The 15,250-nt window shown below is 70.4% G+C and carries 17 protein-coding genes; 9 read left to right on the top strand and 8 right to left on the bottom strand.

Annotated features, from left to right (window positions below):
- Nucleotides 1–7: 7 nt before the first annotated feature.
- Nucleotides 8–2,647, bottom strand: a complete 2,640-nt coding sequence (pepN, locus tag H8N03_RS21430) for an aminopeptidase N (RefSeq protein ID WP_187078264.1) — start codon at nt 2,645–2,647, stop codon at nt 8–10.
- 4 nt (nt 2,648–2,651) lie between these two features.
- On the bottom strand, nt 2,652–3,806 hold the full coding sequence (locus H8N03_RS21435; RefSeq protein WP_187078265.1) for a zinc-binding metallopeptidase family protein: 1,155 nt from the start codon (nt 3,804–3,806) through the stop codon (nt 2,652–2,654).
- A gap of 192 nt (nt 3,807–3,998) precedes the next feature.
- Between H8N03_RS21435 and H8N03_RS21440 the strand changes: the two genes are divergently transcribed.
- A complete protein-coding gene (locus H8N03_RS21440) occupies nt 3,999–4,586 on the top strand; it encodes a chalcone isomerase family protein (protein WP_187078266.1) in 588 nt (195 codons plus the stop codon).
- Here the strand turns inward: H8N03_RS21440 and H8N03_RS21445 are convergent, their stop codons facing one another.
- The 3 genes from H8N03_RS21445 to H8N03_RS21455 all read right to left on the bottom strand — a co-directional run bounded on the left by H8N03_RS21445 (nt 4,587) and on the right by H8N03_RS21455 (nt 7,866).
- A complete protein-coding gene (locus tag H8N03_RS21445) occupies nt 4,587–5,261 on the bottom strand; it encodes a phosphoglycolate phosphatase (RefSeq protein ID WP_187078267.1) in 675 nt (224 codons plus the stop codon).
- 75 nt (nt 5,262–5,336) lie between these two features.
- Nucleotides 5,337–5,570, bottom strand: a complete 234-nt coding sequence (locus H8N03_RS21450) for a hypothetical protein (RefSeq protein ID WP_187078268.1) — start codon at nt 5,568–5,570, stop codon at nt 5,337–5,339.
- A 139-nt stretch (nt 5,571–5,709) separates the two neighbouring features.
- Complete coding sequence (locus H8N03_RS21455; protein WP_187078269.1) at nt 5,710–7,866, bottom strand: catalase; 2,157 nt, start codon at nt 7,864–7,866, stop codon at nt 5,710–5,712.
- Between the two features lie 374 nt (nt 7,867–8,240).
- Here H8N03_RS21455 and H8N03_RS21460 point away from each other — a divergent pair, with 374 nt between their 5' ends.
- Nucleotides 8,241–8,549 (top strand): hypothetical protein, encoded by a 309-nt coding sequence (locus tag H8N03_RS21460; RefSeq protein WP_187078270.1) that lies wholly within the window; start codon nt 8,241–8,243, stop codon nt 8,547–8,549.
- Here H8N03_RS21460 and rpe read toward each other — a convergent pair.
- Nucleotides 8,546–9,235 carry a ribulose-phosphate 3-epimerase gene (gene rpe, locus H8N03_RS21465; RefSeq protein WP_187078271.1) on the bottom strand — a complete coding sequence of 230 codons (690 nt, stop codon included), beginning with the start codon at nt 9,233–9,235 and terminating at the stop codon, nt 8,546–8,548. The genes H8N03_RS21460 and rpe overlap by 4 nt on opposite strands.
- A 55-nt stretch (nt 9,236–9,290) precedes the next feature.
- Here rpe and apaG point away from each other — a divergent pair, with 55 nt between their 5' ends.
- Genes apaG through H8N03_RS21500 form a run of 7 tightly spaced genes read left to right on the top strand, consistent with a single transcriptional unit; the run spans nt 9,291 to nt 14,594 of the window.
- On the top strand, nt 9,291–9,671 hold the full coding sequence (gene apaG, locus H8N03_RS21470; protein WP_187078272.1) for a Co2+/Mg2+ efflux facilitator ApaG/CorD: 381 nt from the start codon (nt 9,291–9,293) through the stop codon (nt 9,669–9,671).
- A 10-nt stretch (nt 9,672–9,681) separates the two neighbouring features.
- Nucleotides 9,682–10,935: a cation:proton antiporter gene (locus H8N03_RS21475; protein WP_187078273.1), complete on the top strand. Its 1,254-nt coding sequence runs from the start codon at nt 9,682–9,684 to the stop codon at nt 10,933–10,935.
- 16 nt (nt 10,936–10,951) lie between these two features.
- Complete coding sequence (locus H8N03_RS21480) at nt 10,952–12,112, top strand: YbdK family carboxylate-amine ligase (RefSeq protein WP_187078274.1); 1,161 nt, start codon at nt 10,952–10,954, stop codon at nt 12,110–12,112.
- Nucleotides 12,113–12,125: 13 nt separating this feature from the next.
- Nucleotides 12,126–13,088 (top strand): thiamine-phosphate kinase, encoded by a 963-nt coding sequence (thiL, locus tag H8N03_RS21485; RefSeq protein WP_187078275.1) that lies wholly within the window; start codon nt 12,126–12,128, stop codon nt 13,086–13,088.
- On the top strand, nt 13,085–13,576 hold the full coding sequence (locus H8N03_RS21490) for a thermonuclease family protein (protein WP_187078276.1): 492 nt from the start codon (nt 13,085–13,087) through the stop codon (nt 13,574–13,576). Before thiL ends, H8N03_RS21490 begins: the two co-directional genes overlap by 4 nt.
- Nucleotides 13,577–13,581: 5 nt before the next feature.
- The gene (locus H8N03_RS21495; protein ID WP_187078277.1) at nt 13,582–14,115 is read left to right on the top strand and encodes a phosphatidylglycerophosphatase A family protein; all 534 of its coding nucleotides are present in this window, start codon (nt 13,582–13,584) and stop codon (nt 14,113–14,115) included.
- Nucleotides 14,112–14,594 carry a CinA family protein gene (locus tag H8N03_RS21500; RefSeq protein WP_187078278.1) on the top strand — a complete coding sequence of 161 codons (483 nt, stop codon included), beginning with the start codon at nt 14,112–14,114 and terminating at the stop codon, nt 14,592–14,594. Before H8N03_RS21495 ends, H8N03_RS21500 begins: the two co-directional genes overlap by 4 nt.
- A 30-nt stretch (nt 14,595–14,624) precedes the next feature.
- On the opposite strand, the gene H8N03_RS21505 is transcribed toward H8N03_RS21500, so the two are convergent.
- Together H8N03_RS21505 and H8N03_RS21510 are read right to left on the bottom strand one after the other, a co-directional pair.
- A complete protein-coding gene (locus tag H8N03_RS21505) occupies nt 14,625–14,906 on the bottom strand; it encodes a hypothetical protein (protein WP_187078279.1) in 282 nt (93 codons plus the stop codon).
- Nucleotides 14,907–14,993: 87 nt separating this feature from the next.
- Nucleotides 14,994–15,215: a hypothetical protein gene (locus H8N03_RS21510; protein ID WP_187078280.1), complete on the bottom strand. Its 222-nt coding sequence runs from the start codon at nt 15,213–15,215 to the stop codon at nt 14,994–14,996.
- Between the last annotated feature and the right edge of the window lie 35 nt (nt 15,216–15,250).

Consider the following 15,250-nt stretch of genomic DNA (forward strand, 5'->3'; position numbering starts at 1 on the left):
CGTGTCCTCAGGCCAGCGCCTTGCCCACGACCTCCGCGGTCTCCCGCGAGAGGCCCGGCTTCGCGGCGATCTGCTCCAGGGCCGCACGCATCAGGTCGCGCCGCACCGGCTCGAAGCGCCCGTAGCGCTCGAAGTTGCGCACCATGCGCGAGGCGACCTGCGGGTTCACCGCGTCGAGCAGCAGGGCCTGCTCCGTCATCAGGCGGTAGCCGGAGCCGTCCGCCGCATGGAAGTTCACCTGGTTCACGCCGAAGCTCCCGAGCAGCGCGTACACCTTGTTCGGGTTCTGCAGCGTGAACGCGGGGTGGAGCGTGAGGTCGCGCACGCGCTCCACCGTGCCGGGCAGGCGCGAGAGCGCTTCCGTGGCCAGCCACTTGTCCACCACCAGCGGCTCGTCCTGCCACTTCGCGTAGAACGCGTCGAGCGCCACGCGGCGCTCGGGGCAGTCGCAGTTGGCCAGCGCGGAGAGCGCGGCCAGCGCGTCGGTCATGTTCGTGGCGGTCTCCAGCTGCCGCACGGCCCGCTGGCGCGTCGTGGGCGCACCGAGGTCCATCAGGAAGGCGAGCGACAGGTTGCGCAGCGCGCGCCGGCCGGCGGAGACCGCATCCGGGCTGTACGCGCCCGGCGTTTCGTACCGTTCGTACGCGCCCTGGAAAGCATCGTGCAGCCGCTCCGCGAGGAAGGTGCGCATCGCGAAGCGCACGCGATGCACGGCCAGGGGGTCGATCTCCTGCAGCTGTTCGGCGACGACGACTTCGGGCGGGAGCGATAGCGCTTCGGCGGCGAAGGCCGGGTCCTGCTCCGCGTCGGCGAGCACGCGGCCGAAGGCCTGCGCGAGGTAGTCGGGGAACTGCACGGGCCGTCCCGCGCGGAAGTCCGCGACGCCCACCAGCAGCAGGTCCATGGCGAGACGCTGGCCCGCTTCCCAGCGGTTGAAGGGATCGCTGTCGTAGCCGAGGAGCAGCTGCAGCGCGTCCTCGTCGTACGGGTAGTCGACGAGCACCGGCGCCGAGAAGTTGCGCGCCAGCGAGGGCACCGGCCGCGCCGGCACGTCGAGGAAACGGAACACCTCCGTCTCCCCGCGCAGCGACAGCACGGTGCTGGTGCCGCGCCCGTTCTTCTCGCCTTCGACGCGCAGCGCGAACTCGCGGCCGTTCGGCCCGAGCAGGCCCACGGCCAGCGGGATGTGCAGGGCCTGCTTCGTCGGCTGCCCCGGCGTCGGCGGGCAGGACTGCGTGACCGTGAGCTCGTAGGTGTGCGTCGCCTCGTCGTAGCGGTCGCGCACCGCCAGCCGCGGCGTGCCGGCCTGCTCGTACCAGAGGCGGAACTGGCCCAGGTCGGCGCCGCTCGCCTGCTCGATCGCCTCGACCAGTGCATCGGTGGTGACGGCGTGTCCGTCGTGCAGGCGGAAGTAGAGGGCGATCCCCTTGCGGAAGTTCTCCGGCCCCACGAGCGTGTGCATCATGCGCACGAGCTCCGCGCCCTTCTGGTAGACCGTCGCCGTGTAGAAGTTGCTCACCTGCTGGTACGCGGCGGGGCGCACGGGGTGCGCCATCGGCCCCGCGTCTTCCGGGAACTGGCCGGTGCGCAGGTTGCGCACGGCCTGGATGCGCGCCACCGCACGCGAGTAGCGGTCTCCCGCGTACTGCTGCTCGCGAAAGACGGTGAGGCCCTCCTTCAGCGCGAGCTGGAACCAGTCGCGGCAGGTCACGCGATTGCCGGTCCAGTTGTGGAAGTACTCGTGGGCGACCGTGCGGTCGATGAAGTTGAAGTCCCCGTCCGTGGAGATGTCGGCACGGGCCAGCACCAGCTTGGTGTTGAAGATGTTCAGGCCCTTGTTCTCCATCGCACCCGCGTTGAAGTCGCCCACGGCCACGACGTTGTATTCGTCCAGGTCCACTTCGAGGCCGTAGCGCTCCTCGTCCCACTTCATCGCCTGCTTCAGCGCGTCCAGCGCGAAGCGTCCCTGGTCCAGCTTGCCCGGCTCGACGAAGAACTGCAGCAGCACGCTGCGCCCCGACCGGGTGCGGAAGCTGTCCTGCTCCCGGTCCAGGCGCGCCGCCACCACCGCGAACAGGTAGGAAGGCTTCGGGAAGGGATCCACCCAGCGGGCCCAGTGCCGGCCGCCGCCTTCCGCGCCTTGCGCCTCGAGGTTGCCGTTGGCCAGCAGCACGGGGTAGCGCTCCTCGTCGGCGTGCAGCGTCACGGTGTAGCGCGCCATCACGTCGGGGCGGTCCAGGAACGGCGTGATGCGGCGGAAGCCTTCCGCCTCGCACAGGCTGAAGAAGCCGGTGCTGGAGGTATAGATCCCCATCAGCTTCGTGTTCCGGCGCGGATGGATGCGCGAGCGCGTGGCCAGCCGGAAGGACTCCGGCACGTCGCGGATCGTGAGGTGGCGGGCGTCGGCCTGCCAGCGCGCGGGCACCAGCGGCTCGCCGTCGATCGCCACGGCTTCCACCGCCACCTCGTCGAGGTCCAGCACCAGCGTGCCGGACGCCGCCCCTTCCGGGTTGCGGCGCACGGCGAGCGTCGCCTGCACGAGCGCTTCGTCCTCCGACTGCAGGTCGATGTCGAGCACGACCTCGGGGATCAGGAAGGACGGCGGGCGGTAGTCCTTCAGGTACACGGTGCTGGCGGGCGCTTCCATGGCATCAGAGGTCCGGTTGCGTGCGGGCGTCGAAGACGACCATCTGCACGAACTGCAGCTTGGCCACCGCCGGCTTCGAGAGCACGAAGGGATAGAAGTCCGGCTGGCCCATGCTGCGCGCCAGCTCGTTGACGACCAGCGTCACTTCCGTCCAGCCATTGAGCAGCTCGAGGAAACGCGTCGCATTGGCATCGTCCGGCGCGAAGAGCGCGTCCTTGCCGAAGGGCACCACGTCGCCCTCGATGTCCTCGGCGTCCAGGCCGAAGCCGATCGCGGTGGTGAGCGTGTCCACGGCGTGCATGTAGTGGGCCCAGGTCTCCGCCCAGTCCTCCCACGGGTGCATGGTGGCGTAGGAGCTGATGTACGAGAGCGCCCAGTCCGCGGGCGGTCCCTGCTCGTAGTTGCGCTTGAGCGCCTCCGCGTAGCTCGCGCGCTCGTCGCCGAACAGCTTGCGGAAGGGCTCCAGCCACTTCGTGTCCCAGATCAGCCGGTCCCAGTAGTAGTGGCCCACCTCGTGGCGGAAGTGCCCGAGCAGCGTGCGGTACGGCTCCTTCATGGCGTGGCGAATCTGCTCGCGCTTCGCGTCATCCGCCTCCTCCACGTTCAGCGTGATGAGGCCGCTCGCGTGCCCGGTCATGACCTGCGGCCCGCCCTGGGGCGAACGCAGGAAGTCGAACATCAGGCCGCGATCCGGGTCTTCGAGCCTGGAGCGCACCGGCAGTCCCAACTGGACCAACTGGGAGACCAGCCGTCGCTTGGCGCCTTCGATCCTCGACCAGTAGCGGGCGTTGTCGGCGTCCTGCAGGTCGGGAATCGTGCGATTGAGGCGGCAGGCGATGCAGAAGGCGTGCGGGTTGTGCGCGTACAGCATCCAGTTGCACGCCGCCGGCGAGTTGCGGTTGGCGCAGCACTTGAGGACATCGTCGCGGCCGGGGGTCGTCCAGGTTCCCGGTGTCGGCCCGGCGTCGAGTGCGGCCACGCGCCCTTCGTCCGGCAGGAAGCCCAGCCTCGCGTCGCAGTTCAGGCACGCGGTGTTGTCGAAGAACACATGGTTGCCGCAGCGGCACTTGTAGGAACGGGACATGCGCCGGGCACGGGCGCGGGCGTCGGCGCGCTGCGCCTCCAGCGTGGAGCCGAGCGACTGCAGCAGGTCTTGCATGGAACCTCCAGGGGGAGGAGGCTTTTATAGGAGTGATCGCTCGCCTTGGCGCTTGGACCTAAGGGCTACGGGAGGCCCGTTGTCCAGTGCCATACGACAGGCCGCGGAAGTCACTTAGGCGACTGCAAACCCTGCCCCTTCTTGCCGCAGAATGTGCGTTTTCGTAACAAAACGTTCTTGGAGGAGAGAAGAATGCGCAACCAGTTCCTGGCCCGCATCCTGTTCGCCGCCTGCGCCTTCCTGCCCTTGTGGGCCGGCGCGCAGGTGACGGTCTCGGGCGTGAAGTACGAGGAGGCGATGGAGATTCGCGGCGCGAAGCTCCTGCTCAATGGCGCCGGCACCCGCTACAAGGGTCCGTTCAAGGTGTACGCCGCGGGCCTGTACCTGCCGAAGAAGGCCGGCACGACCGAGGAGGTCCTTGCCCAGCCCGGCGCGAAGCGCATGACGGTGGTCATGCTGCGCGACATCGACGCGTCCGAGCTCGGCAAGCTCTTCGTGCGGGGTGTCGAGGACAACATGGACAAGGCCGCGATGGCCAAGCTGATCCCCGGCCTCATGCGCATGAGCCAGATCTTCTCCGACCACAAGAACCTGAAGTCCGGCGAACAGTTCACCCTGGAATGGGTGCCCGGGACGGGGACGGTGGTGTCCGTGCGCGGCGTGCCGCAGGGCGAGCCCTTCAAGGAGCAGGAGTTCTTCAACGCGCTGATGCGCATCTGGCTCGGCCCCGTGCCCGCGGACTGGAAGCTCAAGGACAGCCTGCTGGGCAAGCAGGCCTGATCAGGTCCGCAGCAGCGGGCCCAGTTCCGCCAGCGAATCGATGAACGCGTCCGCATCCACGGCGCGCACCGGTTCGCCGTGGTTGTACCCGTAGGTCACGAGCACCACCTGGCAACCCGCAGCCCGCGCCGCGGCCGCGTCGTTGCGCGAATCTCCCACCATCAAGGTGGCAGCCGGCGCGGTGCCCAGCGCTTCGCAGGTCTTCACCAGCGGCAGCGGGTCGGGCTTCTTGCGCTCGAAGGCATCGCCGCCGAACACGAGCTCGAAGCACGGTGCCAGCCCCTTGGCCTCGAGCAGGTCGCGGGCGAATTCGCCGGGCTTGTTGGTGAGGCAGGCGAGGCGCAGCCCCGCAGCGCGCAAGGAACGCACCCCGTCCACCACGCCGGGGTAGACCTCGGCGAAGCGCCCGTTCAGCCCGCGGTAGGCGGACTGGTACGCGTCCCAGGCGCGGCCGTACAGGGAAGCCGGCGCGCCCACGTGCGCGAGCACCGAGCGGATCAGGTGCTCGGAGCCCTTGCCGATGAAGCCTTTCACCACCTGCGAGGACACGGCGGGCAGCCGGAGCTCGCCGGCCATCGCGTCCAGGGCCGCGGTGAAATCGCCGAGCGTGTCGACCAGCGTCCCGTCGAGATCGATGATGGCCGCCTGCGGCGGGGAGCGGAAGGACAAGGGCATGCGCCGAGGATAGCGGCCGCGCGGCGCCCAAGAAAAAGCCAGGGCCTGGGCCCTGGCTGTGGGGGGTGGGGCTGTTCAGCGGCCGCGGCGGCTGCTGCTGCCTTCGAAGCTGTCGCGGTCCGGTTGCACGCGCGTCCAGTCGAGGCGCTGGACGCCACGCGGACGGGCGAACCGCTGCGCCGGCATCGTCTCGATCGCGCTGGGGCGCACATAGCCGACGACCTCGCGCTGCCGCTCCGGGTCGATGGCCGCGAAGCCGCGGCCGCCGCTCCAATGCTCGCGGTCGCTGCCGGAAGTCCTGGAAGTCATCCGTGTCTCCTGTGGGTACTGCGAAAAAGCCGGCTTTCACCGGCATTCGCGTGATTGCACCCGCACGTGCGCCCCGCCGCAGTCGGCGCATCCGATATCCGCTTGTAGGATTTCTCCGACGACCGGCCGAGCCCGGGTCCTAGGCGGGGACCTGCTCCACGAGCGACCGCCCCCAGTGCCGGTGCCGGGCGATGGCCGCGATGAAGTCCTGCGCCATCTGCAGCCGCGTGGTCGGCTCGTTGGTGCCGATCACCACGCCGGCCGGCGCGGGCCCGTCGGCTGGCGCGATGCCGGCCGAACGCAGGATCTCCACGGACTCGCCGATGATGCACAGCGCCTTGCAATGCCGGTAGGCTTCCAGCACGAAGTGCACGGCCTGGCCGTCCTTCTGCAGCGCCTGCGCGCTCGCGGCACCGCCGGGTACCAGCACGGCGTCGAACATCACGGACGGCATCGTCTGGAAGGTGTGGTCGATGGGCACCTGCTGGCCGGACGACGAGGCGACGAAGCCCAGGTGCGCGGCCACGACCTTCGTCTGCGCCCCCGCATCGAGCAGCGCCTGCTGGATCACCTTGTAGGCCCCGAGCTCCACGCCCGGTGCCATCACCACCGCCACGCGCCGCGTCTGGATGCCGTTGCCATTGGCCTCCATGCTCAGGGACGGCGCGCTCTCCAGCGCGGGCCGGCCGCGCGGTTCGCGGAAGCCGGCCTGCCCCGCGGCGGACTTCGGGTCGGGCGGGCCGATGCCCAGCGGCTCGGCCACCTTGCGCGCGAGGCGCATGTCCACGTGCGCGAGGTTGTCCACCACGCGCTGGCGGATGGCTGGCGTCTCCACCCGGGAGAGCTCGTACTGCAGGGCCGCGATGATGTGGTCCTTCTCGCAGCTGCTCTGGCTGTTCCAGAACAGCGTGGCCTGCGCGAAGTGGTCGTCGAAGCTGGGGCTGCGCCCGCGGACCTTGCTCGGCTCCACCGCCTCTTCCTGCGTGCGGAAGCCGTGCTCGCCGCCGTCGACGCGGAACTCCGAGCCGCTGCCCAGCGTGTTGGGCTCGTACGAGACGCGGCCGCGCGGGATGCCGGCGCGATGGCGCCCGTCCCGCTGGAAGTTGTGCACGGGGCACACGCCGCGGTTGATCGGCAGCTCCGCGTGGTTCGGCCCGCCCAGCCGCGCGAGGTGCGCGTCCGTGTAGGCGAAGAGGCGGCCTTGCAGCAGCGGGTCGTTGCTGAAGTCGATGCCGGGGACGACGTGTCCGGGGTGGAAGGCCACCTGCTCCGCCTCGGCGAAGAAGTTCTCGGGATTGCGGTTCAGGACCAGGCGGCCGACGACGGTGACCGGCACCTGCTCCTCGGGCAGCAGCTTGGTCGCGTCCAGCAGGTCGATGCCCAGCTTGTCCGCGCGCTCTTCCTCCACCAGCTGCAGCGCGAGCTCCCACTCGGGGAAGTCGCCTCGCTCGATGGATTCCCACAGGTCGCGCCGCAGGAAGTCCGGGTCGCGCCCGGCGATCTTGACCGCCTCGTCGCAGGCGAGCGCATGCTTGCCGAGCTTGGGACGCCAGTGGAACTTGACGAAGTGCGACACGCCCCGCGCATTCACGAAGCGGAAGGTGTGCACCCCGAAGCCTTCCATCATGCGGTAGCTGCGCGGCAGCCCGCGGTCCGACATGAACCACAGCAGCGCGTGCGAGGTCTCGGGCATCAGCGACACGAAGTCCCAGAAGGTGTCGTGCGCCGTCGAGGCCTGCGGCATGCCGTGGTGCGGCTCCGGCTTCATCGCATGCACCAGGTCCGGCAGCTTCATCGCGTCCTGGATGAAGAACACCGGCAGGCTGCTGCCCACCAGGTCGTAGTTGCCCTCGCGCGTGTAGAACTTGACCGAGAAGCCGCGCACGTCGCGCACGGTGTCGGCGGAGCCCTGCGAGCCGGTCATGTTCGAGAAGCGGACGAACACCGGCGTGCGGCTGCCGACCTCCTGCAGGAAGTCGGCGCGGGTGTATTCCACCAGCGGCCGGGTCAGCTCGAAGTAGCCGTGCGCCGCGGCACCGCGGGCGAAGACCACGCGCTCGGGAATCCGCTCGTGGTCGAAGTGCGTGAGCTTCTCGCGCAGCAGGAAGTCCTGCAGCAGCGTCGGGCCGCGCAGGCCCGCCTTGAGCGAGTTGTGGTTGTCCGGCAGCACCACTCCCTGGCTGGTGGTGAGGACGTTCTCGGGTCCCTGCGTGAAGGCTTCGAGCTGCTTCTGGCGGTTGGCGACCGGGTCGCCGGCCTTGGATTTGCGCGAGCCCTCCGTGCGGGAAGACGCCATTGGATCACTCCTGTTGTTGTGGCCCGGACGCGAAACGCGCGCGGGCGGCTCAGCCGTGGTCGAGGTCGAGGACGGCTTCGAGCGTGCGGACCAGTGCGGCGAGCCCGATCGCGGCGATGCAGCCGGCGACCAGCCAGGTGATGACAGGTGCGATCTCCATCCGCTTTCTCCCTTGGGTCATGCTGTGCGGTCCCGCATTGGAGCGCGCCTCAGCCGGGGAGACCGTAGCCCTTCAGCGGGCGAGTTTGTGGGGCGGCGCCGTCACCCCTCGTAGGAGGCTTCCCACAAGGCCTTGGGCATCCGGCTGTCGCCCGAGGCTGCGTCCTACTGTCGCGCCGCGGGCGCCGGGGCACCATGGCCGCAAGGAGAACGGCATGAACGACATGAAGGAAGAAAGACAGGACGACGGCGCGCGTCCGTCACGCAACGACACGGTGACCGCCCAGGGCGAGAACCAGGCACCCAAGGCGCGCCAGCCGCACGAACACGACGAATCCGCGGACTCGCAAGCCGCGGACAGCCCGCAGATCCGGGAGATGGGCGAGATCGCGCACCGCGCCGCCACTTCCGGCCAGCAGGACACGAGCAAGGCGCAGGAAACGGACGCGACCTACCACCGCGTGCGCGAGACCGCCGACCCTGCCCCCGTCGACAAGGCCAGCAAGAACCGGAAGGCGGGTTAAGCGCCGCGCAGCTGCGTGCGCATGGCGTCGATCACGCCCTTGTAGTCCGGCTTGCCGAAGATCGCGCTGCCCGCCACGAACGTGTCGGCGCCCGCGGCGGCCACGCGCGCGATGTTGTCCGTCTTGATGCCGCCATCCACTTCCAGGCGGATGTCGCGGCCGCTCGCGTCGATGCGCTTGCGGGCCTGCTCGATCTTGCGCAGCGTGCTGTCGATGAAGCCCTGGCCGCCGAAGCCCGGGTTCACGCTCATGAGCAGCACCAGGTCGATGTCCTCCAGCACCCAGTCCAGCACGTCCAGCGGCTCCGCCGGGTTGAAGGTGAGCCCCGCCTTGCAGCCGGCGGCCTTGATCGCCTGGACGCTGCGGTGCACGTGCGTCGAGGCATCGGGGTGGAAGCTGATGTAGTCCGCGCCGGCCTCGGCGAACGCCTGCGCCAGCGCATCCACCGGTTGCACCATCAGGTGCACGTCGATGGGCACAGGCGTGCCGTCGGGCTTCTTCGCATGCGGCTTCAGTGCCGCGCACACCATCGGCCCGAAGGTCAGGTTCGGCACGTAGTGGTTGTCCATCACGTCGAAGTGGATCCAGTCCGCGCCCGCCGCCACCACGTTGCGGACCTCCTCGCCCAGGCGGGCGAAGTCGGCGGAAAGGATGGACGGGGCGATGCGGAAGGTGCGCTGGCTCATGGCCCCGATTGTCGCAAACGCTGCCCGGCCGCGCGGCCGGGTTAGCATTCGGCCCATGCCACGCTATGCCTTCGAGGTGCAGGTGCTGCCGCAGTACCTGCCCGAGCAGTCTTCGCCGGGCCAGGGTCTCTGGAGCTTCGCCTACACCATCACCATCCGCAACACGGGGGACGTCCCCGCGCAGCTGATCTCGCGCCACTGGGTCATCACCAACGAGCTCGGGGAAGTCGAGGAGGTCAAGGGCCTCGGCGTCGTCGGCCAGCAGCCGCTGCTGCGGCCCGGCGAATCCTTCGAGTACACCAGCGGGTGCCGCCTGCGCACCGCCAGCGGCAGCATGCGGGGCAGCTACTTCTGCGTCGCCGAGGACGGCGAGCGCTTCGAGGTGGAGATCCCGGCCTTCGTGCTCGACGACGGCGAGCGCCGCGTGCTGCACTAGCGGAGGGCCGATGAACGAAGTGATGGCCATCTGGGCCGAGTGGGTGCGCCCCTCGGCCGGCCTCCCCACCGTGCAATGGTCGCTGCTGCTCGCGCTCGCCGCCGCGGTGGGGCACCTCCTGCAGCGCTACAGCGGCCTGCCCAAGGTGGTGGGCTATTCCATCGTCGGCACGCTCGCGGGCCTGGCGGGCTTCTCCGGCGCGGCCTGGCCACTGCAAGGCGTGGCGCTGTTCCTGCTGGAGCTCGGCGTCGCGGTCGTGCTGTTCGAATCGGGCGGGCGCATCGCGCTGCGCTGGTTCCGCCACAACCCGATGGTGCTGCTGCAAAGCCTGCTCGAGTCGGTGCTCACTGCCGTGGCCGTGTACTACGTGCTGCGCTGGTTCGACGTGCGCGCGAGCGTCGCCGAAGGCGTGGCGCTCATCGCCATGGCGGCCTCGCCCGCGGTGCTGAGCCGCGTGGTGATGGACACGCGGGCGGCCGGGCCGGTCACCGAGCGCGCCCTGGTGCTCTCCACCCTGAGCACCTTCTATGCGCTGACCCTGGTCGCCGCGCGCGCAGGCACGCTGCACCGCGAAGACACGACCTTGTTCGGCACGCTCTACCCGGTGGCGGTGGTGCTCGGCATCTCCTTCGTGGTCGGCGCGCTCGTGGCCCTCGCCATGCGCACGGCGTTGCGCTTCATGAGCCCCGCGAGCGAGAACACCTCCATCCTGCTGGTGGCGCTCATCGCCGCGGGCACGGCGCTGGCCGCGCACTTCGGCGGCTCGGCGCCGCTCGCCGCGCTGATCGGCGGGCTGATGCTCAAGCAGCTGCACCCGCGGCCGTGGGCCTGGCACCGGCAGCTGGGCACGGCGGTGTCGCTGCTGACCATGATGATGTTCGTGCTCGTCTCGGTCGTCGCCGCCAAGGCGGACTGGAACCCGGGCGTCGTGGGCCTCGTGTTCGCGCTGGTCATCACCCGCTCCGCCTGCAAGATCCTCGGCGTGGAGATCGCCAACTGGGGCAGTGGCACGAGCTGGCGCCAGGCCTTCTGGGTCGGCTGCGCCATGTCGCCCATGTCCTCCATCGCCCTGCTGCTCGTGTCGCAGTTCGTGAGCTCCTCCATGTCGCTCGGCCCGCGCATCGCGAGCATCACGCTGCCCGCCATCCTGATGATGGAGATCCTCGGGGCGATCATCGCCACCTTCGCGATCTACCGCGCCGGCGAAAGCGCCAAGCCCTGGGAGCCGCACGACACCTTCGCGCCGGGAGAACTGCGTGGATAGGCGCGAGGAACCGACCATGGAGTCCACCATCCCGCCGTCGCCCGCGCCTGCGCTGGAGACCTTCGGCGAGTCGCGCGCCCTGTCGCTGGGCGTCGAGCTCGAGCTCCAGCTGGTGAACACGCACGACTACGACCTCGCGCCCTACTCGGACGAGATGCTGCGCATGCTGGCGAAGATGCCCCTGCCCGGCTCCGTCGTGCCGGAGATGACCTCCAGCATGATCGAGGTGTCCACGGGCGTGTGCCACTCGTGCACCGACGTGCTGGGCCAGCTCACGCAGCTGCGCGACGGCCTGGTGCGCTGCGCGGACAAGCTGAACATCGCCTGCGTCGGGGGCGGCACGCACCCGTTCCAGATGTGGCACGAGCAGCGCATCTACGACCGCCCGCGCTTCCGCCAGCTCTCGGAGCTGTACGGCTACCTCTCCAAGCAGTTCACCATCTTCGGCCAGCACGTGCACGTGGGCTGCCCGGACGCGGACAGCGCGCTGCTGATGCTGCACCGGATGTCGCGCTACATCCCCCACTTCATCGCGCTGTCGGCGAGCTCGCCCTTCGTGCAGGGGCAGGACACGCAGTTCGATTCCGCGCGGCTCAACTCGGTGTTCGCCTTCCCGATGTCGGGCCGCGCGCCGTACACGCTGAAGTGGTCGGAATTCGAGCACTTCTTCGCCAAGACGACGCGCACGGGCGTGGTCAAGAGCATGAAGGACTTCTACTGGGACATCCGGCCGAAGCCGGAGTACGGCACGATCGAGATCCGCGTGTTCGACACGCCGCTGACGGTGGAACGCGCCGCGGCACTCGCGGGCTTCGTGCAGTCGCTGGGCGCCTGGTTCCTCGAGGAGCAGCCCTTCGTTCCCCAGGAGGACGACTACATGGTCTACACGTACAACCGCTTCCAGGCCTGCCGCTTCGGGCTGGAGGCGGTGTACGTGGAGCCCGCGACGGGCGAGCACCTGCCGCTGCGCGAACACATCCTTCGCACCATGGAGCGCATCGAGCCGCATGCCCGCGCGCTCGGCGCCGCCGCGGCGATCGACCAGCTGCGGCAGTGCGCGGACCGCGGCGCCAACGACGCCCGCTGGCTGCGCGAGACGCAGTCGCGCGAGCGCCTGCTGGCCGAGACCGTCCGCCAGGCGGCGGAGCGCTTCCGGGGCCGTGGGGCCCGGGGGTAAGCTCGCGCCATCCATGGGCGAATTCGACCTCATCGCGCGCTACTTCACCCGACCCGTCCGGCGCAACCCGCTGGGCGTGGGCGACGACTGCGCGCTGCTGCAACCCGCGCCCGGCATGCAGCTGGCCGTCTCCACGGACCTGCTGGTGGAAGGCCGCCACTTCCTGTCCACCGTGGATCCGCGTGCGCTGGGCCACAAGGCGCTGGCCGTGAACCTGAGCGACCTCGCCGCCTGCGGCGCGCAACCCCTCGCCTTCACGCTGTCGCTCGCGCTGCCGCAGGTGGACGAAGCCTGGCTGGCCGGCTTCGCCGAGGGCCTGTTCGCGCTGGCGGACGCGCACGACTGCGAGCTGGTCGGCGGCGACACCACGCGCGGGCCGCTCGCGATCAACATCACCGTCTTCGGCGAGGTGCCGGCCGGGCAGGCGCTGCTGCGCTCGGGCGCGCGCGCGGGAGACGACGTCTGGGTGAGCGGCACGCTCGGCGATGCACGGCTCGCGCTGGAAGCCTTCCGCGGCACGCTCTCGCTGCCGCAGGCCGTCTTCGCCGCCGCCCGCGAGCGCCTCGAGCGGCCGGTGCCGCGCGTCGCGCTGGGCCTCGCGCTGCGCGGCATCGCGAGCGCCGCCATCGACGTGAGCGATGGCCTCCTCGGCGATCTCGGCCACGTGCTGCGGCGCTCGGGCGTGGGCGCCACGCTGGAGGCAGGCCGCGCGGGCGAACTGCTCGCGGCGCTGGCCGACGGCCTCGACCTGGACGCGGAGCGCTGCGAAGACCTCGTGTTCGCCGGCGGCGACGACTACGAGCTCGCGTTCACCGCCTCGCCCCGCCATCGCAGCGCCGTCGAAGCCGCCGCCGCGCAGGCAGGCACGCGCGTGACGCGCATCGGCAGCATCACGCCCGAGACCGGGCTGCGCCTCGTCGACGCGCAGGGCCAGCCGGTCAGCCGCCGCTTCGCCGGCTTCGACCACTTCGCATGAGGCGCGCACTCGGGGCCGCGGCGCTGCTGCTCGCGTGCACCGCGCACGCGGCGGACTTCCGCGCGACGGTCACCCACGTCACCGACGGCGACACGGTTTGGGTGCGGCCGGCGGGCACCACGCAACGCGTCGAGCTGCGCCTGCTGGACCTCGATGCGCCCGAAGGCTGCCAGGCGTTCGGCCCCCAGGCGACGGCCGCCCTGCGCGAACGGGTGCACGGCCAGGTCGTGCAGGTGCGCACGCGGGGCGCCGACGACTACGGGCGCGAGCTCGCGCGCATCGAGCACCGCGGCGAGGACGTGGGGCGCTGGCTGGTACGCAACGGCTACGCCTGGTCGATGCGCTTTCACGGCCGCTCCGGGCCTTACGGGCCGCTGGAGGCGCAGGCGCGCCGCGAGCGCAAGGGCCTGTGGGGCGCGCCCGGCGCCGTGGAGCCGCGCGCCTTCCGCAAGCGCTTCGGGTCCTGCCACGGGCGGGCGCTACCATGAGCCCCATGGACGAAGTGATCGCGAGCCCCGACCTGCTGCCGCCGCGGCGGCCGACCGTGGGCTTCCTGTTCTCGCATCCGGCGCACGCCGTCGCCCTCGGCTTCGGCTGCGGGCTCGCTCCGGTCGCGCCCGGCACGTGGGCGACGCTGTGGGCCTGGATGGTGTTCGTCCTGCTGCAGCAGTGGCTCACGCCCGGGCAGCTCGGCGAGCTGATCGCACTCTCGCTGCCCGTCGGCTGGTGGGCCTGCATGGTGACCGCGCGCAACCTGCGCATCGCCGATCCGTCCGCGGTGGTCTGGGACGAGATCGTCTGCTTCTGGATCGTGCTGTGGCTGTTGCTGCCGGCCGGTTGGGCGGCCCAGGCCGCCGCCTTCGTGCTGTTCCGCTTCTTCGACGCGGTGAAGCCCGGCCCGATCGGCTGGGCCGACCGCGCGTTCAAGGGCTGGGGCTGGCGCGGCGGCTTCGGCATCCTGGCCGACGACCTGGTCGCGGCGTTCTGCACGCTGCTCGTGCTCGCCTTGTGGAGGACCTGGTCATGAACGAACGCGTCCTCGGCCTGTGCCGCCAGCTCGCCGACCGGCTGCAGGCCCGCGGAGCGATGCTCGCCACCGCCGAGAGCTGCACCGGCGGCCTGATCGCGGCGGCCTGCACGGAACTGGGCGGCTCCAGCAACTGGTTCGAACGCGGCTTCGTCCCCTATTCGAACGAGGCGAAGGCGGAGCTGCTGGGCGTGGATCCGGCGCTCATCGCGCAGCACGGCGCCGTCAGCGAAGTCGTGGCGCGCGCCATGGCGTTCGGCGCCGTGCGGCACTCGCGCGCCCAGGCGAGCATCGCCGTGACGGGAGTCGCGGGACCCACCGGCGGCTCGCCGCAGAAGCCGGTGGGAACGGTCTGGTTCGCCTTCCAGGTCGATGGCCAGCTCACGAGCGAGACGCGCCGCTTCGACGGGGACCGCGCCGCGGTGCGTGCGGCGACCGTGGAGCATGCCTTGCAGCGGCTGCTGCAGTTGCTGCCCTGAGGCATGCCGGGCGGGCGCTGCCCGCCGGCTTCATTCCTGGGGAACGGGCCGGCCCGGGGGCCGATGCGCTGCGCGCTTGCGCCGGTTGACGAGACGCGGCAGCAGGAAGGTGCGCCGCAGGCTCTCGCTGGCCGAAGCGGCCGTCGACTTCATGTCGTGCCCGAGGCTGGCGAGCTCCTGGTCGAGCTCCTCGATGCGCTCGGACCAGCGGCCCGTCTGCATCTGGTCCATCGCCAGCACCATCCGCAGCGCCAGCAGGTTGCGCACCAGCCGGGCATTGCGGTCTTCTTCGGGAAAGGTGCTGTCGGTCACGGCTTCGTTCTCTTGTGAGGCTTCCAGCATCCCATGTGCCTGAAGCGCGACGTGTCGGACCGCAGCGTTTGTCACGTTGGCTTGCACCTACTCGGGGCGTAGTACGCCAGCGGTGCGGAACGCAAGACGGCCACTTCCGCGGCAGTGGAGGCACGAGAGGTAGAGCTGGCCCGGCGCCGGGTCGAGCGCGGGCTCGTAGCGGAACCAGCCGCCGGCCCCCAGGCATTCGTCGCAGTGCTCCGCCTGCGCGGCGAGGATGGCGGCGTGGTCGGAATGGGAAGGCGCGTCGAGGAAACGGATCTCGGACATGGTGGGGTGTGCGTCGGATGTGGTGTTCGCAAGCG

The organism is Ramlibacter cellulosilyticus, from assembly GCF_014297465.1.
GTDB lineage: Bacteria > Pseudomonadota > Gammaproteobacteria > Burkholderiales > Burkholderiaceae_C > Ramlibacter > Ramlibacter cellulosilyticus.

Bases quoted from the DNA above. Each gene is read 5' to 3' on its own strand.
- H8N03_RS21435 (WP_187078265.1), bottom strand. From the start codon at position 3,806: ATGCAAGACCTGCTGCAGTCGCTCGGCTCCACGCTGGAGGCGCAGCGC.
- H8N03_RS21455 (WP_187078269.1), bottom strand. From the start codon at position 7,866: ATGGCGTCTTCCCGCACGGAGGGCTCGCGCAAATCCAAGGCCGGCGAC.
- H8N03_RS21495 (WP_187078277.1), top strand. From the start codon at position 13,582: ATGGACGAAGTGATCGCGAGCCCCGACCTGCTGCCGCCGCGGCGGCCG.
- H8N03_RS21460 (WP_187078270.1), top strand. From the start codon at position 8,241: ATGAACGACATGAAGGAAGAAAGACAGGACGACGGCGCGCGTCCGTCA.
- H8N03_RS21445 (WP_187078267.1), bottom strand. From the start codon at position 5,261: ATGCCCTTGTCCTTCCGCTCCCCGCCGCAGGCGGCCATCATCGATCTC.
- H8N03_RS21450 (WP_187078268.1), bottom strand. From the start codon at position 5,570: ATGACTTCCAGGACTTCCGGCAGCGACCGCGAGCATTGGAGCGGCGGC.
- H8N03_RS21490 (WP_187078276.1), top strand. From the start codon at position 13,085: ATGAGGCGCGCACTCGGGGCCGCGGCGCTGCTGCTCGCGTGCACCGCG.
- H8N03_RS21475 (WP_187078273.1), top strand. From the start codon at position 9,682: ATGAACGAAGTGATGGCCATCTGGGCCGAGTGGGTGCGCCCCTCGGCC.
- thiL (WP_187078275.1), top strand. From the start codon at position 12,126: ATGGGCGAATTCGACCTCATCGCGCGCTACTTCACCCGACCCGTCCGG.
- rpe (WP_187078271.1), bottom strand. From the start codon at position 9,235: ATGAGCCAGCGCACCTTCCGCATCGCCCCGTCCATCCTTTCCGCCGAC.
- H8N03_RS21510 (WP_187078280.1), bottom strand. From the start codon at position 15,215: ATGTCCGAGATCCGTTTCCTCGACGCGCCTTCCCATTCCGACCACGCC.
- H8N03_RS21440 (WP_187078266.1), top strand. From the start codon at position 3,999: ATGCGCAACCAGTTCCTGGCCCGCATCCTGTTCGCCGCCTGCGCCTTC.
- apaG (WP_187078272.1), top strand. From the start codon at position 9,291: ATGCCACGCTATGCCTTCGAGGTGCAGGTGCTGCCGCAGTACCTGCCC.
- H8N03_RS21500 (WP_187078278.1), top strand. From the start codon at position 14,112: ATGAACGAACGCGTCCTCGGCCTGTGCCGCCAGCTCGCCGACCGGCTG.
- H8N03_RS21480 (WP_187078274.1), top strand. From the start codon at position 10,952: ATGGAGTCCACCATCCCGCCGTCGCCCGCGCCTGCGCTGGAGACCTTC.
- pepN (WP_187078264.1), bottom strand. From the start codon at position 2,647: ATGGAAGCGCCCGCCAGCACCGTGTACCTGAAGGACTACCGCCCGCCG.